The 24,938-nt window shown below is 70.1% G+C and carries 23 protein-coding genes; 18 read left to right on the top strand and 5 right to left on the bottom strand.

From position 1 onward, the window contains the following. Positions 1–2: 2 nt before the first annotated feature. Genes BST10_RS07080 through BST10_RS07090 form a run of 3 tightly spaced genes read right to left on the bottom strand, consistent with a single transcriptional unit; the run spans position 3 to position 3,885 of the window. Positions 3–1,550: an AMP-binding protein gene (locus BST10_RS07080; protein WP_083037227.1), complete on the bottom strand. Its 1,548-nt coding sequence runs from the start codon at positions 1,548–1,550 to the stop codon at positions 3–5. Further along, complete coding sequence (locus tag BST10_RS07085) at positions 1,547–2,284, bottom strand: GntR family transcriptional regulator (RefSeq protein ID WP_013827668.1); 738 nt, start codon at positions 2,282–2,284, stop codon at positions 1,547–1,549. The genes BST10_RS07080 and BST10_RS07085 overlap by 4 nt, the downstream gene beginning before the upstream one ends. Then, complete coding sequence (locus BST10_RS07090) at positions 2,281–3,885, bottom strand: SMP-30/gluconolactonase/LRE family protein (protein ID WP_083037228.1); 1,605 nt, start codon at positions 3,883–3,885, stop codon at positions 2,281–2,283. Before BST10_RS07090 ends, BST10_RS07085 begins: the two co-directional genes overlap by 4 nt. 175 nt (positions 3,886–4,060) lie before the next feature. On the opposite strand from BST10_RS07090, the gene BST10_RS07095 reads away from it, so the two are divergent. The 15 genes from BST10_RS07095 to BST10_RS07165 all read left to right on the top strand — a co-directional run bounded on the left by BST10_RS07095 (position 4,061) and on the right by BST10_RS07165 (position 19,387). Beyond that, positions 4,061–5,197, top strand: a complete 1,137-nt coding sequence (locus tag BST10_RS07095; RefSeq protein WP_083037335.1) for a CaiB/BaiF CoA transferase family protein — start codon at positions 4,061–4,063, stop codon at positions 5,195–5,197. 55 nt (positions 5,198–5,252) lie between these two features. Continuing rightward, entirely contained in the window at positions 5,253–6,425 is a 1,173-nt protein-coding gene (locus BST10_RS07100; protein ID WP_083037336.1) for an acyl-CoA dehydrogenase family protein, read from the top strand. Beyond that, complete coding sequence (locus BST10_RS07105) at positions 6,422–7,348, top strand: acyl-CoA dehydrogenase family protein (protein WP_083037229.1); 927 nt, start codon at positions 6,422–6,424, stop codon at positions 7,346–7,348. The genes BST10_RS07100 and BST10_RS07105 overlap by 4 nt, the downstream gene beginning before the upstream one ends. Then, positions 7,345–8,568, top strand: a complete 1,224-nt coding sequence (locus BST10_RS07110; protein WP_232062529.1) for an acyl-CoA dehydrogenase family protein — start codon at positions 7,345–7,347, stop codon at positions 8,566–8,568. Before BST10_RS07105 ends, BST10_RS07110 begins: the two co-directional genes overlap by 4 nt. Continuing rightward, the gene (locus BST10_RS07115) at positions 8,565–9,575 is read left to right on the top strand and encodes an acyl-CoA dehydrogenase family protein (RefSeq protein ID WP_083037230.1); all 1,011 of its coding nucleotides are present in this window, start codon (positions 8,565–8,567) and stop codon (positions 9,573–9,575) included. Before BST10_RS07110 ends, BST10_RS07115 begins: the two co-directional genes overlap by 4 nt. 24 nt (positions 9,576–9,599) lie before the next feature. Next, complete coding sequence (locus BST10_RS07120) at positions 9,600–11,306, top strand: thiamine pyrophosphate-binding protein (RefSeq protein ID WP_083037231.1); 1,707 nt, start codon at positions 9,600–9,602, stop codon at positions 11,304–11,306. Positions 11,307–11,385: 79 nt separating this feature from the next. Continuing rightward, a complete protein-coding gene (locus tag BST10_RS07125; RefSeq protein WP_205277455.1) occupies positions 11,386–12,564 on the top strand; it encodes an acyl-CoA dehydrogenase family protein in 1,179 nt (392 codons plus the stop codon). Then, positions 12,564–13,778 (top strand): CaiB/BaiF CoA transferase family protein, encoded by a 1,215-nt coding sequence (locus BST10_RS07130; protein WP_083037233.1) that lies wholly within the window; start codon positions 12,564–12,566, stop codon positions 13,776–13,778. Before BST10_RS07125 ends, BST10_RS07130 begins: the two co-directional genes overlap by 1 nt. Continuing rightward, positions 13,778–14,566, top strand: a complete 789-nt coding sequence (locus BST10_RS07135; protein WP_109559433.1) for an enoyl-CoA hydratase/isomerase family protein — start codon at positions 13,778–13,780, stop codon at positions 14,564–14,566. The genes BST10_RS07130 and BST10_RS07135 overlap by 1 nt, the downstream gene beginning before the upstream one ends. Positions 14,567–14,579: 13 nt before the next feature. Then, positions 14,580–15,725: a thiolase family protein gene (locus tag BST10_RS07140; protein WP_083037234.1), complete on the top strand. Its 1,146-nt coding sequence runs from the start codon at positions 14,580–14,582 to the stop codon at positions 15,723–15,725. A gap of 30 nt (positions 15,726–15,755) precedes the next feature. After that, positions 15,756–16,904: an acyl-CoA dehydrogenase family protein gene (locus tag BST10_RS07145; RefSeq protein ID WP_083037235.1), complete on the top strand. Its 1,149-nt coding sequence runs from the start codon at positions 15,756–15,758 to the stop codon at positions 16,902–16,904. 117 nt (positions 16,905–17,021) lie between these two features. After that, complete coding sequence (locus BST10_RS07150) at positions 17,022–17,636, top strand: TetR/AcrR family transcriptional regulator (protein ID WP_083037236.1); 615 nt, start codon at positions 17,022–17,024, stop codon at positions 17,634–17,636. Next, positions 17,633–18,169, top strand: a complete 537-nt coding sequence (locus BST10_RS07155) for a hypothetical protein (protein WP_013827683.1) — start codon at positions 17,633–17,635, stop codon at positions 18,167–18,169. Before BST10_RS07150 ends, BST10_RS07155 begins: the two co-directional genes overlap by 4 nt. Positions 18,170–18,185: 16 nt before the next feature. Continuing rightward, a complete protein-coding gene (locus BST10_RS07160; RefSeq protein WP_083037237.1) occupies positions 18,186–18,884 on the top strand; it encodes a fatty-acid--CoA ligase in 699 nt (232 codons plus the stop codon). After that, positions 18,881–19,387, top strand: a complete 507-nt coding sequence (locus BST10_RS07165; RefSeq protein ID WP_013827685.1) for a DoxX family protein — start codon at positions 18,881–18,883, stop codon at positions 19,385–19,387. Before BST10_RS07160 ends, BST10_RS07165 begins: the two co-directional genes overlap by 4 nt. Before the next feature lie 10 nt (positions 19,388–19,397). Here the strand turns inward: BST10_RS07165 and BST10_RS07170 are convergent, their stop codons facing one another. Both BST10_RS07170 and BST10_RS07175 read right to left on the bottom strand, forming a co-directional pair. Next, positions 19,398–19,700: a hypothetical protein gene (locus BST10_RS07170; protein WP_083037238.1), complete on the bottom strand. Its 303-nt coding sequence runs from the start codon at positions 19,698–19,700 to the stop codon at positions 19,398–19,400. Positions 19,701–19,743: 43 nt separating this feature from the next. Beyond that, complete coding sequence (locus BST10_RS07175) at positions 19,744–21,288, bottom strand: class I adenylate-forming enzyme family protein (RefSeq protein ID WP_083037239.1); 1,545 nt, start codon at positions 21,286–21,288, stop codon at positions 19,744–19,746. Positions 21,289–21,399: 111 nt separating this feature from the next. Between BST10_RS07175 and BST10_RS07180 the strand changes: the two genes are divergently transcribed. Genes BST10_RS07180 through BST10_RS07190 form a run of 3 tightly spaced genes read left to right on the top strand, consistent with a single transcriptional unit; the run spans position 21,400 to position 24,898 of the window. Continuing rightward, positions 21,400–22,344 carry an enoyl-CoA hydratase/isomerase family protein gene (locus BST10_RS07180; RefSeq protein WP_083037240.1) on the top strand — a complete coding sequence of 315 codons (945 nt, stop codon included), beginning with the start codon at positions 21,400–21,402 and terminating at the stop codon, positions 22,342–22,344. Beyond that, complete coding sequence (locus BST10_RS07185) at positions 22,344–23,564, top strand: CoA transferase (protein ID WP_083037241.1); 1,221 nt, start codon at positions 22,344–22,346, stop codon at positions 23,562–23,564. Before BST10_RS07180 ends, BST10_RS07185 begins: the two co-directional genes overlap by 1 nt. Beyond that, the gene (locus BST10_RS07190) at positions 23,558–24,898 is read left to right on the top strand and encodes an amidohydrolase family protein (RefSeq protein ID WP_083037242.1); all 1,341 of its coding nucleotides are present in this window, start codon (positions 23,558–23,560) and stop codon (positions 24,896–24,898) included. The genes BST10_RS07185 and BST10_RS07190 overlap by 7 nt, the downstream gene beginning before the upstream one ends. Positions 24,899–24,938 lie beyond the last annotated feature (40 nt).

Raw genomic sequence — 24,938 nt, forward strand, 5'->3', positions numbered from 1 at the left:
GCTCAGTCACCTACCTCAGGCCGGGCCAGCACCGCCCGGATGCGCTGTTTGACCACCTTGCCGGCATCGTTCTTCGGCAGTTCGTCCCAGATCTCCACCTGTTCGGGCGCCTTGAACACCGCCACACCCTGCGCGGTCAGCAGCTCGCGCAACTCGGCCACGTCGGGGCCGGTGCCGCCGGCCGGGACGATCACGGCGCAGGCGCGTTCCCCGGTGCGCTCGTCGGGTACACCCACGACGGCGATCTCGGCGATACCGGGATGGCTGATCAGGATGTCCTCCACCTCTCGCGCGGAGATGTTCTCCCCGTTGCGGATGATGACGTCCTTGAGTCGGCCGGTGACCAGCAGGTACTCGTCGTCGACCCAGCGGCCCAGGTCGCCGGTCGCGAAGTAGCCTTCGGCGTCGAAGCAGCCCTGCGCGTCCTCGCTGCGCCGGTAACCCACCAGCATCTGCGGCCCCCGGACGTAGATCTCGCCCTCGCCGTCCGGGGCGCCGCGGTGGGCGACCAACTTGATGTCGGCGATCCCGGCCCGGCCGTCGGTGTCCGCGGCGTAGGCGCGCTCGTGGGCGCCGACCGCGCCGACCGTGGTCACCGGAACCTCGCTGGACCCATACACCCGGGTGACGGCGGCGGTGCCGAAGTAGTCGGCCGCCTCGCGGATCAACGACGCCGGCACGGCTGCCCCGCCGCAGACGAAGAGCTTCAGGTCGGGCAGCCGGGTGCCGGCGCGGCGGGCGGCGGCCAGCAATTGGGCCAGAAACGGCGTCGCCCCGGCCACGTGGGTGCAGTGTTCGGCCAGCATCAGCGCCACCGCCGCGTCGGCATCCCAGGTGTCCATCAGCACGGCGGTCGTGCCCAGCAGCAGCGGGGCCTCGAACGCATAGATCGACCCGCCGATATGGGCGATCGGCGACGGCACCAGGAACGTGGTACCGGTCTGAATCAGCCAGTGCCGGCCGAGCTGAGCGATCAGCGCGTTGATCGAGTTATGGCTGTGCAGCACGCCTTTCGCTCGGCCGGTGGTTCCGGAGGTGTACAGCAGCAACAGCACCGCGTCCGGGTCCACCGGCGTCGGCGACACCGCGCGCGGGTGGTCGGTCAGCGCGCGGTAGTCGGTGCCGGCGGACGGGCCGGATGCACGCACCAACACCACCTCCGGCGGCTCGGCGAGTGTAGCGGTCACCCGGGCCAGCATGGCGGCGTAGTCGTGACCGCGGAAGCCCTGCGGGGCGAACAACATTCGGCTGCCCGAATCCGACAGGATGAACGTCAGCTCGGCATCCCGCAGCGACGGCAGGATGGGGTTGACCACCATCTGAGCCAGTGCCGCGGCCAGGTAGACCACGGCGGCCTCGTGCCAGTTCGGCAACATGAACGACACCACGCTGCCCGCCGGCATCTTCTCCGACATCGCGCCGGCCAGCGCGTGGGCCGCCGAATGCAACTCCCGGCAGGTCAGTCGGGTGTCGCCGTCGATGAGCAGAACTCGGTCGGGAGCCCGATCGGTTTCCTGTGCCAAGGCGTCGGCCAGCGTGTGCAGCCTCATGGGCCGGGTTGTCCCATCACCCGGTGCAGCGTCATCGAGTACCGGTAGTCGTCGCCGGCGTGGGTGTTCACCGTCACCTGGGCGATCTCGCCCTCGGAGGTGGTGTAGCTGCGCTGCATCTGCAGTGCGGCGGTTCCGGGTTCGACGGCCAGTTCGCCGGCGAGTTCGGCGGTGATGATCACCGCGCGGATGTGCTGGCGCACCTCGACGACGCTGACGCCGAACACGTCTTCGATCAGCGGGAAGATGGGACCGGTGTGCCGCTGCAGCAATCGGCCGACACGCGCGAATGCGCGGTTGATGTAGTACTCGGTCCGGCAGATCGGCGCGCGCCGGCCGTCGGCTCGCCGGTAGCCGCGCACCGCCAGCCAGTCGGTGCCGGCCGGCAGCCCGGTGCGCGCGGCGATTTCGCCGTCGACGGTGACCATGGCATTGGAGTCGATCTCGAAGGAGGCGCCGGCCGCGAAGGCGACCAGATCGTCGATCGACACCACGTCCTGGGCGTAGCAGTTCGTCGCCGCGCGGGGAATCACCACGGTGCCCGCGCGTGGCCGGGACACCACCAGGTTGTCCTCCCGCAGCCGCCGCAGCGCTTCGCGGACGGTGTAACGGCTGACCGAGAACCGTTCGCACAGTTCGTGTTCGGTGGGCAGCTGCGAACCCACCGGGTAGACCCCGTCGGCGATCTCCTTGCGCAGTGCCCGCGCAACCTTGAGGTAGCGGTGGTCGGTCACGGGCCGACCGGGTGTAGTGCCAGCACGCTGCCCTCCCCGTCGGCCGCGACGAACAGCGTGCCGTCCGGGCCGCGTGCGATGCCGGCGAACGGGCCCTGCGGGCCGGAGAACGGCGGCATGCCCCGCAGCGGTTTGGGCACCACGCCCGGCGGCGGTCCGATCGGCAGTCCGGCGGCGATGGTGTGCCGCGATCCGGTGGCCAGGTCGACGGCGAGCACCTCGCGGTTGCCCGCGTCCACGATGTAGAGCCGGCCGTCGGCCGGCAGAATGCCCTGCGGCCGGGCCAGGCCGTCGACCACCGTCTCGGTCCCGGACGCGCCGACCCGCACCACCCGCCCGGCGCCGGATTCGGCGACCAGGTGGGAACCGTCGCCCACGGCGGCGATGCCCACCGGGCCGGCCAGTCCCGCGGCGAGCACCTCGGTCTCACCGGCGCCGACGCGCAGCACCCGGCCGGTGCCGAACTCGGTGACCACCACCCCGGCGGGTCCGGCGGTGACCCCGTAGAGCTGGTCGAAACCGTCGGCGAGCACCTCGCCGGCCGATTGTGCCGGCAGGTAGCGGCTGACCTGTCCGCCGGAGGTGGTGACGACGAACTCGCCGGCGCCGACCGCGGTGACCCCGCGGATGAAGCCGGGATAGCCGGGACTGAACAGCATGCCCAGCGTCTGCAGCCGGCGATCGTCGCCGACCGCATAGAAGTAGGTGCCGTCGGCGACGTGGAGCGTGCCGGTGGCGTCGATGGTCAGATCCAGCGGCCAGTTCAGTCCGCCGGGCAGCACCGTGGTCACCGCACCGCCGGTGATCTCGGCGATCTCGCCGCTGAAGTTGGAGACCAACAGCCGCTCGCCGACGAATGTGCAGTTGTCCAGTCCGGGACTCAGCTGTGCCAGCACGGTGTGATCACCGGTGCGCGGGTCGATGCGCAACACCTGGCCGCTGGCCGCCTGGGTTGAGACGATGAATCCGTCCGCGTCGAACTTCACCGAGTCGGGAACACCGAGATCGCCGGCAACCCGCTGCGGCAGGGCTTCGGTCGCCAACGGGTCGATGCGCCAGATCTCGTTGGCGGTCATCACCGGGAAGTACAGCAGCCCGTCGGGACCCACCTCCATGGCGTTGGGCGACGGCAGGTTCTCGGCCAGGATGCGCTGTGCTCCGGTGGCACGGTCCAGCTCCATCAGGCGGCCGCCGTCGCGGCACTCCCCGACGAACAACCGGTCTTGATGCACCGTGATCCCGTTGGCGCACGGCAGGTCGTCGCGCAGTACCCGGGCGCGTCCGTTGTCGAGCGCGCTGACCCGGGCGTCCATCACCTCGGTGGCATACAGCGTGCCGGCGGAGTCGAAGGCCACGTCGTCGGGGGCCACGACGTCGCCGCCGCGCGCGCTGATGACGGCCAGTTCGCCGGTGGACACGTCCAGCGCGCTGATCTGGCTTCCGGTGACCTGGGCGACGTAGACCCGGCCGTCGGGGCCGGTCCGCAGGCCGTTGGCGCCGAACAGCCGGCTCGGTGCGGTGACCCGCTCCAACCGCCAGCCGGGTGCGACCGTCGGGTCGGTCTGCCCATCGCGCGGAAGAAGCGGGGAGGGTGCCGTCATACCTCCGGACGCTACCAAGCGCAGTTAGTCCAGACAATAGCCGTCTATGATGCGCCTCCGGGCCTTGACGCGCGAATAAGCACTGCGGAATAGTGTTCTGCAATACGCAGAACGGAGTATTTTGTCCGAACAAATCACGGTGGACGTTGCTGGGGGCGCGCCGGCGAGCGGACCGCTGCACGGTGTCCGCGTGGTCGACCTGACGACGATGGTGATGGGCCCCTACTGCACGCAGATCATGGCCGACATGGGCGCCGACGTCATCAAGGTCGAGCCGCCCGAGGGTGATGCCACCCGCTACATCTCGGCGGGCCCCGCGCCGGACATGAGCGGGGTGTTCGTCAACGTCAACCGCGGCAAACGCGGCATCGTGCTGGACCTGCGCACCGACGAAGGCAAGGCGGCGATGACCGCGCTGATCGCCGGCGCCGACGTGTTCATCCATTCGATGCGCGCCAAGGCGATCACCAAGCTGGGCCTGGACTACGGCGCGGTGGCCGCGATCAACCCCGCGATCGTCTACACCAACTGCTACGGCTATGGGCGCCGCGGCCCTGACGGCGACCGCCCGGCCTACGACGACACCATCCAGGCCGAATGCGGACTGCCCGCGGTGCAACAGCAACTCACCGGCCGGGCCGACTACGTGGGCACCATCATGGCCGACAAGATCGCCGGGCTGACCGCGCTGTACGCCACGATGATGGCGCTGTTCCACCGGGAGCGCACCGGGCAGGGCCAGGAGGTCGAGGTCGCGATGTTCGAGACCATGGCCTCGTTCATGCTCGTCGAACACGCCAACGGCGCGATGTTCGACCCGCCGCTGGGGCCGGCGGTCTACCCGCGCACGGTGGCGCCCAACCGGCGCCCGTATCAGACCAGCGACGGACAGATCGCCGCGCTGATCTACAACGACAAGCACTGGAACGCCTTCATCAATGCGGTGCAGCCGGCCTGGGCGTCCGAGCAGTACGCCACCTTGGCGCAGCGCGCCCAGCAGATCGACACCGTCTACGGACTGCTGGCCGAGACCATGACGGAACGCAGCACCGCCGAATGGCTGAAGCTGTTGCACGAGTTGGAGATACCGGCCGCCCCGCTGAACACCCCGGGCGACCTCTTCGACGACCCGCATCTCAACGCGGTCGGCCTGTTCGAGACCGTCGACACCCCGGCCGGTCCGGTGCGCTTTCCCGGCGTGCCCACCTGGCTGTCGCGTACCCCCGGCCGGGTCGCCGGTCCGGCGCCGGAACTGGGTGCCCACACCGCGGCGGTGCTCGCCGAACTCGGCCTCGGCGGGGGGCCGGCGTGAGCCCGCCGGCGACGATGCAGCGCGGAGCTTGCGGAGCGATGCTGAGGTGTGGCGCATGAGTCTCGACTTCGACATGGGGGCACGCGCCGGCGCGCTGCGAGGGCAGCTGCGCGAGCTGATCGAACAAGAGCTGCCGGAGCACTTCCCGGGCGCGTTCACCGATGATCCAGCCGATCTGGCTGCGGCGCAACGGTTCTGCCGGGTGCTCGCCGAGCGCGACCTGCTGTGCCTGTCCTGGCCGCAGCAGTTCGGCGGAGCGGACGCCTCGGTGTGGGAGCAGACCGTGGTCCGCGAGGAGATGTGGGCCCACCACGAACCCCGCGGGGCGCAGTACATGGGGGTCAACTGGGTCGGGCCGATAATCATGCGGCACGGCACCCCCGAACAGCAGCGCCGGCATCTGCCGCCGATCGCCGCCGGCGAGGTGATCTGGTGCCAGGGGTTCTCCGAGCCCGAAGCCGGCTCGGACCTGGCGTCGCTGCGTACCCACGCCCGCCGGGATGGCTCTGCTGGCTGGGTGATCAACGGCCAGAAGATCTGGACCTCCTACGCGACCATGGCGCAATGGTGTTTCCTGCTGGCCCGCACCACCCGCATCGGTGAAGGATCGGTCACCAAGAAACAGCAGGGCCTGACGGTGTTCCTGGTGCCGATGGACAACCCGGCGATCCAGGTCCGGCCGATCCGCACCATGATGGGCCCGCACCATCTCAACGAGGTGTTCTTCGACGACCTGCGGGTGACCGACGCCGACGTGCTGGGCGACGTCGACGCGGGCTGGTCGATCGTGGCCGACGTGATGTCCTACGAACGCGTGGGCATCGCCCGCTACGCGCGCTGCGAACGACTGCTGGCCGCAGCGCCCGACGCACTCGGCGACCGCTGGGAGAGGTTGCCCGCCGAATTGACGGCGCGGTGGATGCGGATGCTCACGCACTGCCGGCGCGCCCGGCTGATGGCCTACCGGGTGGTTGCGCTGCAGGCCAGCGGGCGGATCACGCCGGGGGACGCGGCCGCCTACCGGATCGCGGTCACCCGGCTGGACCAGGAGAGCGCGGAGGTGCTGATGGAGATCGCCGCCGAAGCCCCGGCGGGACCGCGGGGGCAGTGGTTCCGCGCCGAGGTCGACGACCACTGGCGCTATTCGCAGGCCGCCACCGTCTCGTCGGGCAGCATCGAGATGCAGCGCATTCTGCTCTCCCGCGCGCTGTTGGCGGGGCCGCGATGATCCTGGAACTCGGCGCGGACGCCGAAGAATACGGGCGGGCGGCACTGCGGGCGTTCGACGCGGCCGGCGGCGACGAGCTGGTGGTGCGCGCCGACGCCGACCCGGCAGTGCGCGACGAGCTGGTCTCCCCGGTGCTGCGTGGACTCGGCGCCTTCGACCTCAAGCCCCGTGCCGACGCCGACGAGCTCGAAGCCGCCGCGGCGTTGTGCCGCAGCGCCGGTTACTGGGCGCTGCCCTACCCGGTGGCCGAATGTCTTTCGGTGCCCGCCGATCTCGACGACCTCGATGTCCACGGCCTGATCGTGGTCGCCGACCACGCGCCGGCCGGGGCGGTGGCCGGGCTGTCGAAGCGGTGGGCCGCGGTCACGGCGGCCGGGGTGCGCAGCACGGCGGTGGCGCACCCGGCCGCCGGACCGGGGTTGGTCGCCGAGCTGACGCTGACCGAGATCGACACCGAGGGCGCCGATGACGTGGCACTGGCGCTGGCGCTGGGATGCTGGACGTTGCTGGGGATGCTGGACCGGGCGCTGGACCTCACGAAAGACCATGTGCGGCTGCGTGAACAGTTCGGCCAGCCGCTGGCGAAGTTCCAGGGCGTGCAGTTCCAGCTGACCGATGCCGAAGTGGAACGCGCCGGGCTGGACATGCTGGCCAAGTACGCGCTGTGGAGCATCGCGACCGCACGTCCCGAAGCGGTCGACGACGCGCTGGCGCTGCGCTCGGCGGCGCTGGAAGCCGCCGACGTGGTGTTCCGGGTCTGTCACCAACTGCACGGCGCCGTCGGGTTCTGCGACGAGACGGCACTGTCCTGGCTGTCGCGTTACAGCCAGCCGCTGCGCCGGCTGCCGTGGGGGCTCTCGGCCACCCGCCAGCTGCTGGTCGAGCGCGCCGGCCGCACCGGGCTGACGGGACTCTACGCATGACGACGGGCTCCGGCGGTTCAGCGAGGTTCGACGCCGGAGAGGCGAAGCTGGAGCCGCCGTATCAACCTGCCGACTTCCGCGCCCGGGTACGCCAGTGGTGCGCCGACAACATCCCGGCGGACTGGCGCCGCACCCAGACCGGGGTCAGCGAGGCCGAGTTCGTCGACTTCCAGCGCCGCTGGTTCGCCACGCTGCACTCTGCCGGGTTCGCCGTGCCGCACTGGCCGCGCGAATGGGGCGGCGGCATGTCGGTGGCCGACCAGGCCGTGCTGTACCAGGAGCTGGCCGCCCACGACGCGCCGCGGCTGGTGCTGGCATTCGTCGGCATCCACCACGCGGCGGCCACCCTGCTGGCAGCGGGCACCGAGGAGCAGCGCCGCCGGCACCTGCCGGGCATCCTCGACGGCGAGATCTGGGTGCAGGGGTTCTCCGAGCCCGAGGCCGGCTCCGATTTGGCGTCGCTGCGCACCACCGCGCGCCGGGTGGGGGACGGCTACCTGGTCAATGGCCAGAAGCTGTGGGCCAGCGGCGCCAGTCACGCCCAGTGGTGCCTGCTGCTGGCCCGCACCGACCCGGAGGCCCCCAAACGTAAAGGGATCTCCTACTTCCTGCTCGACATGGCCACCCCCGGAGTGCAGGTGCGCCCGATCCGCAACGCCGTCGGCGATCAGCACTTCTGCGAGATCTTCCTCGACGACGTGGTGATCCCGGCGGCGAACCTGATCGGGGCCGAGAACACCGGCTGGCAGGTGGCGCAGGCGACGCTGGGCGCCGAACGCGGCATGACCATGCTCGAATTGGCCGAGCGGCTGGGCTGCGCGGGCTTTCGCTGGCTGGTGCAGGCCGCGCCGAGCGACGACCCGGTGGTGGCCGACAAGTTGGCGCAGTTGGAAACCGAGATCACCGGCCTGCGGGCGATGTGCCGACAGCTGGTGGCCGACGTCGAGGCCGGCACGGCCGGACCCGCCGACGCCTCGATCGTGAAGCTCTACTACAGCGAGCTATTGCAGCGGCTGACCGACTTCGGCGCCGAGATCGGCGGTTTGGCCGCGCACACCGCACTGACCAAACCCCTGTCCAGCGGCTGGGAGTCGGGTTCCTGGGTGCTCGATTTCATCGGCTCCTGGGAGTGGACCATCCCCGGCGGCTCCAGCGAGATCCAGCGCACCATCATCGGCGAACGCGGCCTGGGCTTGCCGCGAGAACCGAGCCTGCCGTGACCACAACCGATTTCGCCGAACTGCACGACGACCTTCGGGCCGTCGCCGCCGATGTGCTGGGCCGCGGCCGCGCCGTCGACTGGCCCACCATTGCCGACGTCGGCTGGGTCGGACTGGAGGTTCCCGAGGCCTTCGGCGGGGCCGGTGCGACGTTCGCCGAGGTCGCCGTGGTCTGCGAAGAACTGGGAAGGGCCGCCGTCGCCGCCGACTACCTCGGTAGCGCGGTGCTCACGGTGGGCGTGCTGAACACGCTGCAGCACAGTGCGGTTCGTGACCGATTGCTGACCGATGTCACCGCCGGCACGACACGGGTCGCCACCGTGATGGGTGGCTTCACCCTGGCCGCCGACGGGCGACTGTCCGGACGTGCCGACTTCGTTCCCGACGCCGACGGCGCCGATTTGCTGCTGGTGCTGGCCACCGACCACACCGGCGCCGAGGTCGCCGTGGCCACCGACCTGCTCGCCGTCACTGCGCAGCCGGTGCTCGACCAGACTCGCCGGGTCGCCGCCGTGATCGCCGAGGGCGTGCGGGTGGCCGAGCCGTTGCGGTTCACCGGGAACCCCCGCTCGGTGCGAAACCGGGCGGCCGTCGCGGTGGCCTGCGACAGCCTCGGTTTGGCCGAGGCCATGCTGGCCGCCACCGTGTCGTATGCGCAGACCCGCCACCAGTTCGGCCGTCCCATCGGCTCCTTCCAGGCCGTCAAGCACGCATGCGCGGACATGCTGGTGACGGTCTCGGTGGCCCGCGCCCTGGTGCGCGAGGCTGTCGACGCGGTGGCCACCACCGGCTTCGATGGCTCCGAGGCCGATGTCGCGGTGGCCATGGCGAAGTCGTATGCCTGCGGCGGCGCGGTCGAGGTCGTCGGCAAGGCGCTGCAGCTGCACGGCGGGATCGGCTACACGTGGGAGAGCGGCATCCACGTCTATCTGAAACGCGCCGTGTTCAACCGGTCGCTGTTCGGGTCACCGGCAGCGCACCGCCGACATCTCGCTCAACGGTATTAACAAGTCAAGCAAGGAGTTTCGACTGTGGGTGTGCCCGTATATCGCCGGATCCTGGAGTTGTTCGAGGCCGAGGGCGTCAACACGCTGTTCGGCATCCCCGACCCCAACTTCGTGCACATGTTCGTCGAGGCCGAACAGCGCGGTTGGTCGGTGGTGGCGCCGCACCACGAGGAGAGCGCCGGGTTCATGGCCGAGGCGGCGTCGCGGATGACCGGGGCGCCCGGACTGTGCATCGGCACCCTGGGGCCCGGCGTGGCCAACATCGCCGGGGCGATGATGTGCGCCAAGGTGGAGAACTCCCCGGTGGTGTTCCTGGGCGGGCAGCGGGCCCGCATCACCGAGCGGCGAGTGCGGCGCGGGCGTATCCAATTCGTCCGCCAGGAAGAGCTTTTCGCGCCGTCGGTGAAGTACAGTGCGTCGATCGAGTACGCCGACCAGACCGATGAGATCGTGCACGAGGCGATCCGGCGGGCCCTGTCGGGCACGCCGGGCCCGGCCTATATCGAATACCCGTCGCACGTGATCCTCGATGAGCTCGATGTCGCCGGCCCGCCGGAGCCGCACCGCTACCGGCTGGTCAACCAGCGGGCCGGGGCGGCCGAGGTCGCCGAAGCAGCCGAGATCATCCGCAACGCGGCGAATCCGGTGCTGCTGGTGGGGCACGGGGTACACACCTCGCGCAGCGCGGCGGCGGTGCGCGAGCTCGCCGAACTGATGGCGTGCCCGGTGATCCAGACCTCCGGCGGCACCGCGTTCATCCCCGGTCTGGAAGACCGCACCTTCCCCTACGGGTTCTCCCAATCGGCGGTCGAGGCGGTGGTGGCCTCCGACGTCTGTGTGGCGCTGGGCACCGAACTGGGCGAGCCGGTGCACTACGGCACCACCCGGCACTGGGCGGCCAAGAACGCCGAGCGCAAATGGATCTACGTCGAGCAGGACCCGATGGCGATCGGGGTGAACCGGCCCATCGACGTGCCGCTGGTGGGCGATCTGCGTGGCGTGGTACCCCAACTCGTGGCGGCACTCAAGCAGACCCCGCGCACCGCGCCGGCCGAGCTGGACCGCTGGATCAAACAGGACGCCGAGCAGCTCGCCGAGCTGGCCGAGACCGCACCGACCGGGCGCAGCCCGGTGCACCCGGCACGCTACGTGGTCGAGGCCACCAAAGCGTTCCCCGCCGACGGCATCATGGTGCGCGACGGCGGCGCCACCGTCATCTTCCAGTGGACCTATTCACAGGCCAAACCGCACGACGTGATGTGGAACCAGAACTTCGGCCACCTGGGCACCGGCCTGCCGTACGCGGTGGGCGCCTCGGTCGCCGAGGGCGGCAAGCGGCCGGTGATGCTGCTGACTAGCGACTCGGCGTTCCTGTTCCACATCGCCGAGCTGGAGACCGCCGCCCGGCTGAAGCTGCCGCTGGTCTGCGTGGTCGGGGTGGACCACCAGTGGGGCCTGGAAGTCGGGGTGTACAAGCGCACGTTCGACCAGCCCTCGCCGCAGCCGGGGGTGCACTGGAGCAAGGACGTCCGGTTCGACAAGATCGCCGAGGGCATGGGCTGCCACGGCGAGTACGTGCAAGACGAGACGGAGATCGGGCCGGCGATCAAGCGGGCCTACGCGGCGGGCGGGACCGCGGTCATCCACGTGTGCATCGACCCCAAGGCCAACTCGGAGGAGATGCCCAATTACGCCGAGTTCCGCACCTGGTACGCCGAAGGAACCCAATGAGTGAGAATGTTATTCTCATTTCCGGCTAACGCATATCCCTGAGTGCAGCGACGAGCTGGAGGAGACCATGCCCGAAGGAATGAGCTTCGAGCTGACCGAGGACCAGCAGCTGATCCGGCAGTCGGTCGCCGAGCTGGCGTCCAAGTTCGACGACCACTACTGGATGAGCAAGGACCAGGCGCACGAATTCCCGCAGGAGTTCTACGACGCCATCGCCGGCGGCGGCTGGCTGGGCATGACCATCCCCGAGGCGTACGGCGGCCACGGACTGGGTATCACCGAGGCCACCATCCTGGCCGAGGAAGTGGCGCGTTCCGGCGGTGGCATGAACGCCGCCAGCGCCATCCACATGTCGATCTTCGGGATGCAGCCGGTGGTGGTGTTCGGCTCCGATGAGATGAAGGCCGAAACCCTGCCGCGCATCGTCAGCGGCGATCTGCACGTGTGCTTCGGCGTCACCGAACCGACCGCGGGACTCGATACGTCACGTATCACCACGTTCGCCAAGCGGGACGGCAGCGATTATGTGGTCAACGGCCGCAAGGTGTGGATCTCCAAGGCCATCGAGTCCGAGAAGATCCTGCTGCTGACCCGCACCGAGTCCCGCGACGACGTGGAAAAGCGAGGGGGCAAACCCACCGAGGGCCTCACGCTGTTCCTCACCGATATCGACCGCGACCACACCGACATCCGGCCGATCCCCAAGATGGGCCGAAATGCGGTGTCCTCCAACGAGGTCTTCATCGACGACCTGCGGGTACCGGCCGAACACCGGATCGGCGAAGAGGGCAAGGGCTTCTCCTACATCCTGCACGGGCTCAACCCGGAGCGCATGCTGATCGCCGCCGAGGCGCTCGGCATCGGCCGGGTCGCGCTGGACCGCGCGGTCAAGTACGCCAACGAGCGCGTGGTGTTCGACCGGCCGATCGGCATGAACCAGGGCATCCAGTTCCCGCTCGCCGACTCGCTGGCCCGCCTGGACGCCGCCGAGTTGATCCTGCGCAAGGCCACCTGGCTCTACGACAACGGCAAGTCCTGCGGTCGTGAAGCCAACATGGCCAAATATCTGTGTGCCGACGCCGGTTTCGCGGCGGCCGACCGCGCTTTGCAGACCCACGGCGGGATGGGCTACTCGGAGGAGTACAACATCTCCCGGTTCTTCCGGGAGTCCCGGTTGATGAAGATCGCCCCGGTCAGCCAGGAGATGATCCTGAACTTCCTCGGCTCGCACGTGCTCGGGATGCCGAGGAGCTACTGATGACCGCACCGCTGGCCGGTGTCACGGTGGTGGCCCTGGAGCAGGCGGTGTCCGCCCCGATGTGCACCCGCGCGCTGGCCGACTTCGGTGCGCGGGTGATCAAGGTGGAGAACCCCGACGGCGGCGACTTCGCCCGCTACTACGACGACGTGGTCGGTGGTCCCGGAGGCCAGGCGGCACACTTCGTCTGGGTCAACCGCGGCAAACAGTCGGTCACCCTGGATCTCAAAAGCGAGGCGGGACGCGAGGTGCTGCACCGGCTACTGGACACCGCCGACGTGCTGGTCTCCAATCTCGCACCGGGCGCCACCGCGCGGCTGGGGCTGTCGGCAACGGACATGGCAACCCGGCACCCGAACGTGATCGCCGTGGAGATCGACGGCTACGGCAGCGGCGGACCGCTGTCGCACAAGCGGGCCTACGACCTGCTGGTGCAGGCCGAGTCCGGGGTGTGTTCGGTGACCGGCCGGCCGGGGGAGCCGGCCAAGCCCGGGCCGCCGGTGGCGGACGTGACCAGCGGCCTGTACTCGGCGCTGTCGATCATGGCGCTGCTGATCGGTCGCAAGGGTGCGGGCAGCGATGAGCCGGCGCCGTCGGTGACCGTCAGCCTGTTCGACACCATGGCCGAGATGATGGGCTATCACCTGACCTATGCGCGGCACTCCGGCATCGAGCAGCAGCCGCTGGGCATGAGCTCACCGGCCGTGGCACCCTACGGCGCGTATGCGACCGCCGACGGGCACACCGTGGTGCTGGGCACCACCAACGACCGGGAGTGGCAGCGGCTGGCCCGCGAGCTGCTGGGCCGCGACGACCTGGCCGACGACCCGCGCTTCGCCGGCAACGCCGACCGGGTGGCGAACCGGGCGATCCTGGACGAGGCGATCGGCCAGTGGTGCGCCCGCCACGACCTGGCCAAGATCCAGCACGCAGCCGATGCCGCCGGAATCGGCAACGCCCGCTACAACACCGCCGGCGATGTGCTGGCACACCCGCAGCTGTCCGAGCGCGACCGGTGGCGCTCGATCGACACCCCGGCCGGGCCGATCCCGTCGTTGCTGCCGCCGCCGGTGATCGCCGGCTTCGAGCCGCCGATGGGGCCGGTGCCGGCCCTCGGCGAGCACACCGAGGCGGTGCTGGGCGAACTGGGTTTCACCGACACCGAGATCGCCGAGCTGCGCGGCCAGCGGGCGATCGGGCAGGCTGGCAGCTGATGACACCCGACACCGACGTGCTGCTGCGCACCGATCGCGACGGGGTGCGGACCCTCATCCTGAACCGGCCCGCCCGCAAGAACGCGATCAACCCGCAGCTGTGGCGGGCGCTGCGCGATGCGCTGCGCGATGCCGCCGACGACCGCGACTTGCGCGCCCTGGTCATCACCGGCGCGGGCGGCGCGTTCTGTTCGGGCGCGGACATCGGCACCGGTGACGACACCCACCCGGTGCACAAGCTGCAGCGGCTCACCGACGTCGCGCTGGCGCTGCACGAGCTGACGATCCCGACCATCGCCAAGGTGACCGGGGTGGCGGTCGGGGCGGGCTGGAACCTGGCGCTGGGCTGCGATCTGGTGGTCGCCACACCGGAATCGACGTTCTGCCAGATCTTCTCGAAGCGGGGTCTGTCGATCGACCTGGCCGGTTCGTGGCTATTGCCCAAGATCGTCGGCCTGCAGCAGGCCAAGCGGTTGGCGCTGCTGGCCGAGACCATCGACGCCACCGAAGCCCAGGCGCTGAACCTGGTGACGTGGGTGATCGGCGCCGGTGAGATCGACGGGTTCGTCGACGATCTCGCCGACCGGCTGGCCGCCGGCCCGCCGCGGGCGCTGGCGCAGACCAAGGCGCTGCTCAATCAGGGCGCCGACGCTACCCTGCCCGAGGCACTGGCCAACGAATCCCGAGCCCAGTTAGTCAATTTCGCGGGAACCGACGCCGCGGAAGCCTATGCGGCCTTCGCCGAGAAGCGGACACCACGCTTCAGCGGCGGATGGCCTGCCAAGTGAGATCGGAGTAGAGATGCGACCAACGGTGATCGTGGGGGCGGTGCGCACCCCGGTCGGCAAACGCAACGGCGGCCTGGCCGGCACGCATGCCGCGGACCTGTCCGCGATCGTGCTCAACGAGCTGATGCAGCGAACCGGGGTCGACCCGGGAGTCGTCGACGACGTGGTGTGGGGTTGTGTGTCGCAGGTCGGCGACCAGTCCTCCAACATCGGCCGGTACGCGGTGCTGGCCGCGGGCTGGCCCGAGGCCATCCCGGGCACCACGGTCAACCGGGCGTGCGGCTCCAGTCAGCAGGCGCTGGACTTCGCGGTACAGGCGGTGATGTCGGGGCAGCAGGACGTCGTCGTTGCCGGCGGTGTCGAGGTCATGAGCCGGGTCCCGCTCGGTGCGGCCCGGGCCACCGGGGAGCCCTACGGCCCCAAAGCTCTGGCGCGCTATGACGGCTTCCAGTTCAACCAGGGCATCGGCGCCGAGATGATTTGTGAGAAATGGGGTTTCGACCGCACCAGGGTCGACGAGTACTCGGCGCGCTCGCATGAGCGGGCCGCCGCCGCGCAGGATGCCGGGGCGTTTCGCGACCAGATCGTCCCGGTCGTCACCGAAGGTGGGGTGGTGGACGCCGACGAGGGCATCCGCCGCGGCACCACCGCCGAGAAGCTGGCCGGACTCAAGCCGGCCTTTCGGGACGACGGAATGATCCACGCCGGCAACTCCTCGCAGATATCCGACGGCGCCGCAGCACTGTTGGTGATGAGCGAGGACGAGGCCGCCCGGCGCGGGCTGACCCCGCTGGTGCGCTATACCGCCGGCGCGGTCACCGGCGCCGACCCGGTGCTGATGCTCACCGGGCCCATTCCGGCCACCGAGAAGGTGCTCAAACGCGCGGGGCTGCACATAGCCGACATCGGTGTGTTCGAGGTCAACGAGGCGTTCGCCCCGGTGCCGCTGGCGTGGTTGGCCGAGACCGGCGCCGACGAGGAGCTGCTCAACCCGGTGGGCGGGGCGATCGCACTGGGCCATCCGCTCGGCGCTTCCGGCGCGGTGCTGATGATCCGGATGATCAACCACATGCGCGACAACGGAATTCGGTACGGACTGCAGACCATGTGCGAGGGCGGCGGGACCGCCAACGCCACGATCGTCGAACTCGTCGGCTAGGCCGGCCGGATCGGCTAAGGAGACACCGTCATGCAGCGCGTGCTGTTCACCGAAGACCACGAGGCGTTCCGGGCGCTGGCCCGTGACTTCGTCGAGAAGCACGTGGTGCCCGAATACCCCAACTGGGAGAAGGCCGGCCGGATGCCGCGCGCGGTCTTCGAGCAGCTGGGCTCGCTGGGGATGCTCGGCATGGCGATCCCCGAGGAGTACGGCGGCGCGGGCATCGACGACTACCGCTACAACGTGGTGCTGCAGGAGGAGGCGGCCCGCGCGCTGGTCACACTGTCCACGGTGCGCACCCAACTCGAGGTGATCCTGCCGTACTTCCTGCACTACGCCAACGACGAGCAGCGGGCGCGCTGGTTTCCCGGGCTGGCCGCCGGCACGCTGCTGACGGCGATCGCGATGACCGAGCCGGGCACCGGATCGGATCTGGCCGGGATGCGCACCACCGCGGTGCGCGACGGCGACGACTACATCCTCAACGGGGCGAAGACGTTCATCACCGGCGGCATTCAGGCGGATCTGGTGATCGTGGTGGCCCGCACCGCCACCGACCCCGACAACCGCCGCGCCGGGCTGACGCTGCTGGTGGTCGAGGACGGCATGCCCGGCTTCGCCCGAGGCCGCGAACTGGACAAGATGGGCTGCAAGGTCCAGGACACCGCCGAATTGTCCTTCACCGATGTGCGGGTTCCGATGGCCAACCGGCTGGGGGCCGACGGCGAGGCCTTCAGCTACCTGGGCCACAACCTGGCCCAGGAACGACTCACCGTGGCGGTCGGCTCGGTGGCGCAGTCCCGTTCGGCGCTGGCCGCCACTATCGATTATGTGAAGAACCGGAACGTGTTCGGCTCACCGGTCGCGTCGTTCCAGAACACCAAGTTCGAACTGGCCGCGGTCTCCACCGAGATCGAGGCCGCTCAATGCATGCTCGATAGGGCGGTCATCGAGCACGTCGATGGCAAGCTTTCGGGCGCCGACGCCGCTCGGGTGAAACTGTTCTGCACCGAGATGCAGGCCCGGGTCATCGATCGCTGCCTGCAGTTGTTCGGCGGCTACGGCTACATGATGGAATACCCGATCGCGCGGCTCTACACCGACGCGCGGGTGGCCCGGATCTATGCCGGGACCAGCGAGGTGATGAAGATGATCATCGCCAAGTCGCTGGGGCTCTGAGACGGTCTCGCGCCGCGGTTGTGAGTCCGTAACCAAAGATTCTTCGATGAGACCCTTGTCACAGCGCGCAAACCAACCTACTGTGTGTTCACTTGGTTGGTTGATCGAAGGAGACCGGTGACCTCACCCCGGCCGTACGCCACACTGCTCGCCAAAGGCGAGGACCGCAGGCAGCGGATTCTGTTGGCAGCCGAGCACCTGCTGGCCCGCAACGGCTGGCGCAACACCTCGCTGGCGCAGATCGCCCGCAACGCCGGGGTCAGCGCGGCGGGCCTGCTGCACCACTTCGCGTCCAAGGAACAGCTGCTGCACGCGGTGCTCGACGCCCGCGACGCCGACGACGACACGCACGCCGACCGCAGCGGCGACCTCATCGAGGAGATCCAACGGGTAGCCGACCGATTCACCCGGGCACCCGAGTTGGTCGGAACCTTCACCGTGCTGCTCGCCGAGAACGTGCTGCCCGAGGCGCCGCTGCACGATCGGATGCTCAAGCGCTACCACGCCGCGGTCGCCATCGTCGCCGACCTGATCCGCTGCGGCCAGGACTCCGGCCGCTACCGCACGGATTTCGACCCGGCCATCAAGGCCGCAGAGATTCTCGCCTTTATCAACGGAATGGAGATGTCATGGCTACTGGATCCCTCGATACCGCTGGCCGAGGTGTTCACGGCCTACACGGAAACACTGGCCCGCGACTTCGCTCCACTGGAAAAGGACGTCCTGCAATGACCCCCGACCCCGACATGCGGTACCGGTTCGACATCGTCGGCCACAGTGTCGTCGACATCGTCACGGCGGCGGGCGGCTGGCTCTACGACCGCGCGACGGCGGGCTGGGACGTCAGCGTGATGATGCTCGATGCCTTCGAGGGCACCGACACCCGCCCGCTGCAGATCCTCGGCGCCCGGGTGCTGGACCTGGCGTCGGTGCTCACCCACTGGGAGCAGTGGCCGCACCCGCAGACCATCGCCGTCTGCGCCGAGATGTTCGACGGCCACGCACGCGTGCGCCAGGGCGTGCTCGACGCGCTGGAACACAGCAGCACCGAGGTGACGCTGTGGGGCGACGTGCCGGCCGAGTTGGATCGCGACGTCGACACCCGCCAGCACCGGCTCAGCGCGGCAGCCCGTGCGTTCAAGGCCCAGGCGCTGCGAGCGGCGGGCATCGACCCGAAAGGCGTTGCCGGATCCGGTCACGTCGAGATGTTCCGCTGCGGGCCGGCGTGTGCGTCGGTCGCGGCAGACTTGAGCCCGGCGAGTTGAGCGGCGCGATCGCACATTGACCGAGAACGTGCCGCTGTCGCGTTCCCTGGTGCTGGTGACCGATTATCGGGTTCCGGATCCGGCCAGGGTCTGGCCGCTGTTGCAGCGCCACCGCGACAGCCTGGCTCACCTGGGCGCCAGCCACGTGCTGGTCTACACCTCGTCGGTCGATCCCGGCCGGGTGCTGGCACTGATGTCGATCCGCGCCGCGCAGCCGGTCACCGATCTGCTCCGCGACGAGGCGTTCATGGCCTGGTTCGACGCGGTCGGCGTCGACGACATCCCCGCCGTCTTCGCCGGTTCGCTGGCGGAGCGCATCGAGCTGGCCGACAGTTCGAGCCTGACTGAACCGCCGGCCGAACCGCCGGGCGTGGTCGTCGCGGCGGTGGCCGAAGTCGTCGACGCCGAGGCGCTCATCGACCATGTCCACGACACCGCGGACGCCTTCGCTGCGGCCGGCATCCGGAAGGTCTTGATATTCCAGGCCTTTGACAATCCTCGCGAGGTGTTCATGCTGCAGGAGGCCGCTGAGGAAGTGGGCGAGGCCGGCGCCGGGCAGTGGATCAGCCAACCTGAGTTCGCCGCCGAGTGGGTCACCCGGGCCGGGGTCGGCGTCTACCCGCCGGTTTTCGTCGGCCGGCTGGCGCACCTGATGCGCGTGGCGGATCAGCAAGAGGACCAAGAAGATCGAGCAGAAGGAGAACCCATTCGATGACCGCTTACGGCGTGGGACTGTTGATCGTGCGGCTCTGCCTGGGCCTGACCATGGCCGCGCACGGCTACAACAAGATCTTCTCCGGGGGCCGGATCCCCGGCACCGCACGGTGGTTCGACAGCATCGGTATGCGGCCCGGTCTCTTCCACGCCCGGGTGGCCGCCGGAACCGAGATCGCCGCCGGGCTGGGCCTGGCCGCCGGCCTGCTCACGCCGATTCCTGCGGCGGGCTTCGTCGCCCTGATGCTGGTGGCGGCCTGGACAGTACACCGCGACAACGGCTTCTTCATCGTCAAGAGCGGCTGGGAGTACAACCTGGTACTGGCCGCCGTCGCGGTCGGCATCGCCATGCTCGGCGCCGGGCCGCTCAGCCTGGACCACCTGCTGTTCGGGCAGAACTGGTGCGACGGGTGGACCGGGCTGCTGATCGCGGCCGGGCTCGGGCTCGCCGGTGGCATCGGCCAACTGCTGGTGTTCTACCGGCCGGTGCGCGAGCGGGCCTGACCGCCCGCGGTCAGTCGCTGGCCGGCAGCGGCTTGGCTTCCTTGAGGGCCAACGGCACGGTGCCGACGCTCAGGGCACCGGCGCCGGCCTTGGTCACCAAGACCTCGGCGCCGGCGTCGTCGACGTAGCGCTTGCCCATCACCGCGCCGCCGGCGAAGTCGGGATCCAGGGTCGCCTCCGGCGAGGCGCTGTCCTCCAGGGGCACCATCGGGGCCCCACCGGCGCGCAGGTCATCGAGGCTGTCGGCGGTCTTCACCACGATGACCTGGGTGTCGCACACCTGGCTCTTCAGACGGGTACCGGACTTGATCATTGCGTTCCTTCGGCTTGGAAAACGAGGTGGACTACTTCGCGGCTTACAGGTCGTCGAGGAGTTCCCGGCGCAGCACCTTGCCGGTCGGGGTGGTCGGCAGCTCCGAGCGGAAGACGATCCGATCCGGGGTGCGCGATCCTCGCAGCTGCTCTCGAACATACTCGCGCAGCGCCTCCGGCTCCGGTGACGCACCGGGCGCCGCAACCACGCACGCGACGATGATCTGGCCCCACTCCGGATCCGGGGCGCCGACCACGGCGACCTCACGGACCTGCGGGTGCTCGACCAGCACGTCCTCGATCTCGGCGGGCGCGATGTTCTCGCCGCCGCGGATGATGGTGTCGTCGGAGCGGCCGACAATGTACAGGTATCCCTCATCGTCCAGCACGGCGAGATCACGGGTCGGGAACCAGCCGTCGGCGTCGAGCACCGACCCCATGCCGGTGTAGGTGCCGGAGACCTGCTCGCCCCGGAGGAACAACTCGCCGGGCTCTCCGGCCGCAACCGGCCGGCCCTCGTCGTCGCGGATGACCACCTCGATGCCCGGGACCGGGCGGCCGACCGACCCCAGCCGCTTGCGGACGGCTTCGTCGGTGGCCGCGTACGCCGTGCGGTGGTCGTCGGGGGTGAGCACCGCGACCGTCGAACTGGTCTCGGTCAGGCCGTAGGCGTTGACGAAGCCGACGTCGGGCAGCAGGTCCAGCGCCCGGCGCACCAACGGCAGCGCAACCTTGGAGCCACCGTAGGCCAGGTTGCGCAGCGTCGGCAGTGGAGCCGGGTGGGCTTCCAGTTCCGACACGATGCGCTCCAGCATCGTCGGGACGACGGTGGCGGTGGTCACCGCCTCATCTTTGACCAGCCGGATCCACTCGGCGGGGCTGAAGCGACGCAGATAGACCGACTTGCGTCCGGCGTAGAGGTTGCTCAGCGCCGCTCCGACACCGGCGATGTGGTAGGGCGGCACGCAGATCAGCGCCGCGTCCTCGGGGCCCGCCGAACCGAACTCGACGGTCTGAGTGATGTAACTGGTCAGGTTGTTGTGGGTCAGCTCAACGGCTTTGGGCGCCGAGGTGGTACCCGAGGTGAACAGCACGACCGCGACGTCGTCGGGGTCCGGCCACTGCACCTCCGGGGTGGTGGTGCGCGCCCGGGCGCAGAAGGTGGCCGAATCGATCGGGCCGATCCCGATGTCGCCGGGTTTATGCGGCGGTCCCAGCTTTGCCTCTCCTTCGTCGAGCCTTGCTGAACCGCCGGCATCGCCGACCAGGTCGAGGTATTCCTTGTCGACGACGACCAGCGGTTGCGGCAGCCGGCCGATCAGCTCGCGCAGCGCCGGGCCGCTGAGCCGGTAGTTGAGCGGGGCGAAGGGCCGCCCGGCCCGCGCCGCGGAGAACAACAGCAGCGGCAGCATGTCGCCGCCCATCCCGATGTAGGCCACGCTGCTCGCGCCGGTCTCGTTGATCACCCCGGCGCCGGCGTCGGCGAGGGCATTGAGTTCGGCGGTGGTGTAGCGGGTGGTCTCCGAGACGACCGCGACCCGGTCTGGGTCGGCCGACACCGCCATTTCCAGCAACAATGAAATGCTCACCGCTCGGCTCCCCGTAATCCGTCGTGGATGAGAACGACATTATCATTTTGTGGTAGTCGCGCTACGGCAGGAGTCGGTCCGGGGACCGCCATCGGTACGCTGACGTGCGTCATGATCAGCGTGGTCGACCTCGATGGCAACCCCGACGCCGAGCCCGGCGCCGGGATCATCATCGCGACGGGTAGCCGCTTCGACACCGCGCACGCCGAACACTGGTTGCAGCGCGCCACCTTCACCCTCTCGGAGGCCGAGGCCACGGATCGCCGGATCATCACCGTCGGATCGGTGACCGAGGCACTCGCCGACATCGCCGATCAGTGCCGGCGCCGGCCGCATGCGGCCGCGATCTGCGACGACGTGCTGCGCGCAGTGGACCCGAACGCGCCGGCACGAGCCGGAGTGATCACCGAATCACTGGCCTACTCGGTGCTGCAGGCCGGCCCGGAGTTCGCCGGCTGGCTGGCCGAGCGCGGCCCGGCCACCGTGCCCGACACCAGCGAGCCGGTGCTGATCGACCGGGACGGCGACACGCTGCTACTGCGGTTCAACCGGCCGCAGCGCCACAACGCCTTCAGCAATGCGATGCGGGCCGCGCTGCTCGACGGCCTGGCCGTGGCCGCAGCCGACACCTCGATCGACGAGGTGGTGCTGTCGGGGGCCGGCCGCTCCTTCTGCAGCGGCGGCGATCTGGCCGAGTTCGGCGGCTTCACCGATGTGGCCAGCGCCCACCTGGCCCGCACCCGCCACAGCCCGGCGCTGGCGCTGGACGCGCTGACCGCCCGGCTCGGCGCGCGCTGCCGCGCCGACGTGCACGGCCAGGTGCTGGGCAGCGGACTGGAGATGGCGGCCTTCTGCGGCCGGGTGCGCGCACACCCCGAGGCGGTGCTGGGCCTGCCCGAGCTCAACCTCGGGCTGATTCCGGGTGCCGGAGGCACCGTCAGCATCACCCGCCGCATCGGACGGTGGCGCACCGGCTATCTGATCCTGTCGGGGCGCACCATCGACGCGTCGACCGCGCTGCGGTGGGGGCTCGTCGACGAGGTCGGGAGCCCCTGATGGGCGGGGCGGCCTGGGGTGCGTCGGGACTGGCCTGGCTGACCGGGCAGCCCGACGGCCCGCCGGATTTCTCCCGCGCCGCGGTGCTGCAGCACGCCACCCAGGTGCTGGGCCGCTTCACCACCGCCACCGGTGTCGACGCCGACGCCGCGACGCTGCTGGCCGGCCGTGCCGGCCTGCTGGGCTTCAGCCGCGCCGGGCGCGTCTCGGCCGGGGGCGCCTCGCGGCTGTTGGCCGCCGCCGACGGCTGGTGGGCGATCACGTTGTCGCGCGCCGACGACGTCGACGCCGTACCCGCCCTCATCGAAGCCGACTGCCCGGAGCCGTGGACAGCTGTTGCCGGGTGGGCGTCGCAGCGACCGGTGGCCGAGGTCGTCGAGCGGGCGCGGTTGCTCGATCTGCCCGCCGCCGCACTGGGGGAGAGCGCCGCCGCGACACCGTCGATCCGCCGGGCCGGGCCTCGCGGTCCGGCCCGTGACGCGCACGGCGCCCTGGTCGTCGACCTGACCTCACTGTGGGCCGGCCCGCTGTGCGGGCAGCTGTTGACGCAGGCCGGGGCCACCGTCATCAAGGTGGAAAACCCGTCCCGCCCGGACGGCACGCGGCGGGGCCCGAAGGCCTTCTTCGACTGGATGAACAGCGGAAAACTGTCCTGCACAGCAGATTTCGATCGTGACACCGCCTTCCTCGCCCGGTTGCTGGATGCCGCCGATGTCGTGCTGGAGGGCTCCCGTCCGGCGGCGCTGGCCCGCCGCGGTCTCGGCCCGTTCGACGTAGCGGGCCGGCCGGGGCGGGTGTGGCTGCAGATCACCGCGCACGGCGGCGAGGCCCCCGGTTCATACGGCGGTCCCAGCTTCGCCTCTCCTTCGTCGAGCCTCGCTGAACCGCCGGGGTTCGGCGACGACACGGCGGTGGCGGGCGGGTTGGTGGGCCGCGACGGGGCGGCGGATCCGGTGTTCTGCGGCGACGCCATCGCCGACCCGCTGACCGGTATCGAAGCCGCCGTCGCGGTGCTCGACTCGCTGGCCGGCGGCGGCGGTGAGGTGATCACGCTGTCGCTGGCCGCCGTCGCCGCACGCTACGCCGCACTGCCGCTGCATCCCGTCGGCGACTACCCGGTGTCGCCGCCGGCCCGCCCGCATATCGCGGGCACCGGCCCGCGGCTGGGAGCCGACAACGCCCGGGCCGGCGAACTCGTGAATGCGGCATCGCGGTGCTGATCCAGCGGGCGGTGCTGCTCGACGGCTCGATGGTCGACATCCGGCTCGGCGACACCATCGAACAGGTCGCGCCGGAGCTGACGGCCCGCCGCGGCGAAGACGTGCTGGACGCGCGTCGCGCCACCGTGATCCCCGGGCTGCACGATCACCACCTGCACCTGCGGTCGGCGGCCGCCGCGCTGGACTCGGTGTACCTGGGCCCACCGCAGGTGAACACGCTCGACGAGCTGGCCGCTGCGCTGCGGGTGGCGACGGCGGATCGCGACGGCTGGGTGCGCGGCTACGGCTACCACGAATCGGTGGCCGGAGAACTCAACGCCGCACTGCTAGACCGGCTCTCGCCCGAGGTGCCGGTGCGGGTGGCGCATCGCAGCGGCGCGCTGTGGGTACTCAACTCGGCCGGCCTGGCCCGCATCGGGCGGGCCGATCATCCCGACGGCAGGTTGCTGCGGGCCCACGGCGACCCGGCGCCGGAGCTTCCGCGCCGGGAGCCGTCGCTGCGGCGACTGAGCCGGCAGCTGGCCGCACGCGGCGTCACCGGGATCACCGACGCCACCCCGGGCCACACCGACGCCGACATCGCCGCGTTCGCCGCCGCGCGCCGCAGCGGGGAGCTGTTGCAGCGGCTGCACTGCATGGCGCCGGCCGCAACGGCCCCGGCGCCCGGCATCACCCTCGGGCCGGCCAAGATCATCCTCGACGACGCCCGGCTGGACCTCGATTCCTTAGCTGAAGCGTTGTGGGACAACCACGGACGCGATCACGGTGTGGCGCTGCACTGCGTCACCGATGTCCAGCTCACCGTGGCGATCGGGGCATGGCAGTCCGCGGGGATCCACCGCGACGATCGGATCGAGCACGCCGCGGTGGTGCCCGACGACCGACTGGCCGACCTCGCTGCGCTCGGCGTCACCGTGGTCACCCAGCCCAACTTCATCGCCGAACGCGGCGACGACTATCTGGCCGAGATCGAACCCGGTCGGCACCACGAGCTGTGGCGGCTGGCGTCGTTGCGGGACAACGGTATTGCGGTGGCGCTCTCCACCGACACCCCCTTCGGCGCCGGCGACCCCTGGGCGGCCATGCGGGCCGCGGTGCACCGGACCACCCCTGGCGGCACCGTGCTGGGTCCGGCCGAGCGGGTCACGGCTCGCGCCGCGCTGGCCATGTTCACCGGCCGGCCCGACCGGCCCGCGACACCGCGCACCGTCAGCCCCGGCGAGCCCGGTGACCTGTGCGTGCTCGACGGTGATCCGGCCGCGCTGGCCGCCGGTCTGGTCACGGCGACCATCGTCGCCGGCGCCGTGGTGCACCAGCACGACAACATTCGGTAGCCTATCTAGATAGTTTGTCGGTTGAGAATTCGGAAGGCAC

Source organism: Mycolicibacter algericus DSM 45454 (assembly GCF_002086455.1).
Lineage (GTDB): Bacteria > Actinomycetota > Actinomycetes > Mycobacteriales > Mycobacteriaceae > Mycobacterium > Mycobacterium algericum.

Coding starts and splice junctions, on each gene's coding strand:
- BST10_RS07080 (WP_083037227.1), bottom strand. CDS start 1,550: ATGAGGCTGCACACGCTGGCCGACGCCTTGGCACAGGAAACCGATCGG.
- BST10_RS07090 (WP_083037228.1), bottom strand. CDS start 3,885: ATGACGGCACCCTCCCCGCTTCTTCCGCGCGATGGGCAGACCGACCCG.
- BST10_RS07100 (WP_083037336.1), top strand. CDS start 5,253: ATGAGTCTCGACTTCGACATGGGGGCACGCGCCGGCGCGCTGCGAGGG.
- BST10_RS07105 (WP_083037229.1), top strand. CDS start 6,422: ATGATCCTGGAACTCGGCGCGGACGCCGAAGAATACGGGCGGGCGGCA.
- BST10_RS07110 (WP_232062529.1), top strand. CDS start 7,345: ATGACGACGGGCTCCGGCGGTTCAGCGAGGTTCGACGCCGGAGAGGCG.
- BST10_RS07125 (WP_205277455.1), top strand. CDS start 11,386: ATGAGCTTCGAGCTGACCGAGGACCAGCAGCTGATCCGGCAGTCGGTC.
- BST10_RS07130 (WP_083037233.1), top strand. CDS start 12,564: ATGACCGCACCGCTGGCCGGTGTCACGGTGGTGGCCCTGGAGCAGGCG.
- BST10_RS07135 (WP_109559433.1), top strand. CDS start 13,778: ATGACACCCGACACCGACGTGCTGCTGCGCACCGATCGCGACGGGGTG.
- BST10_RS07140 (WP_083037234.1), top strand. CDS start 14,580: ATGCGACCAACGGTGATCGTGGGGGCGGTGCGCACCCCGGTCGGCAAA.
- BST10_RS07145 (WP_083037235.1), top strand. CDS start 15,756: ATGCAGCGCGTGCTGTTCACCGAAGACCACGAGGCGTTCCGGGCGCTG.
- BST10_RS07155 (WP_013827683.1), top strand. CDS start 17,633: ATGACCCCCGACCCCGACATGCGGTACCGGTTCGACATCGTCGGCCAC.
- BST10_RS07165 (WP_013827685.1), top strand. CDS start 18,881: ATGACCGCTTACGGCGTGGGACTGTTGATCGTGCGGCTCTGCCTGGGC.
- BST10_RS07170 (WP_083037238.1), bottom strand. CDS start 19,700: ATGATCAAGTCCGGTACCCGTCTGAAGAGCCAGGTGTGCGACACCCAG.
- BST10_RS07180 (WP_083037240.1), top strand. CDS start 21,400: ATGATCAGCGTGGTCGACCTCGATGGCAACCCCGACGCCGAGCCCGGC.
- BST10_RS07185 (WP_083037241.1), top strand. CDS start 22,344: ATGGGCGGGGCGGCCTGGGGTGCGTCGGGACTGGCCTGGCTGACCGGG.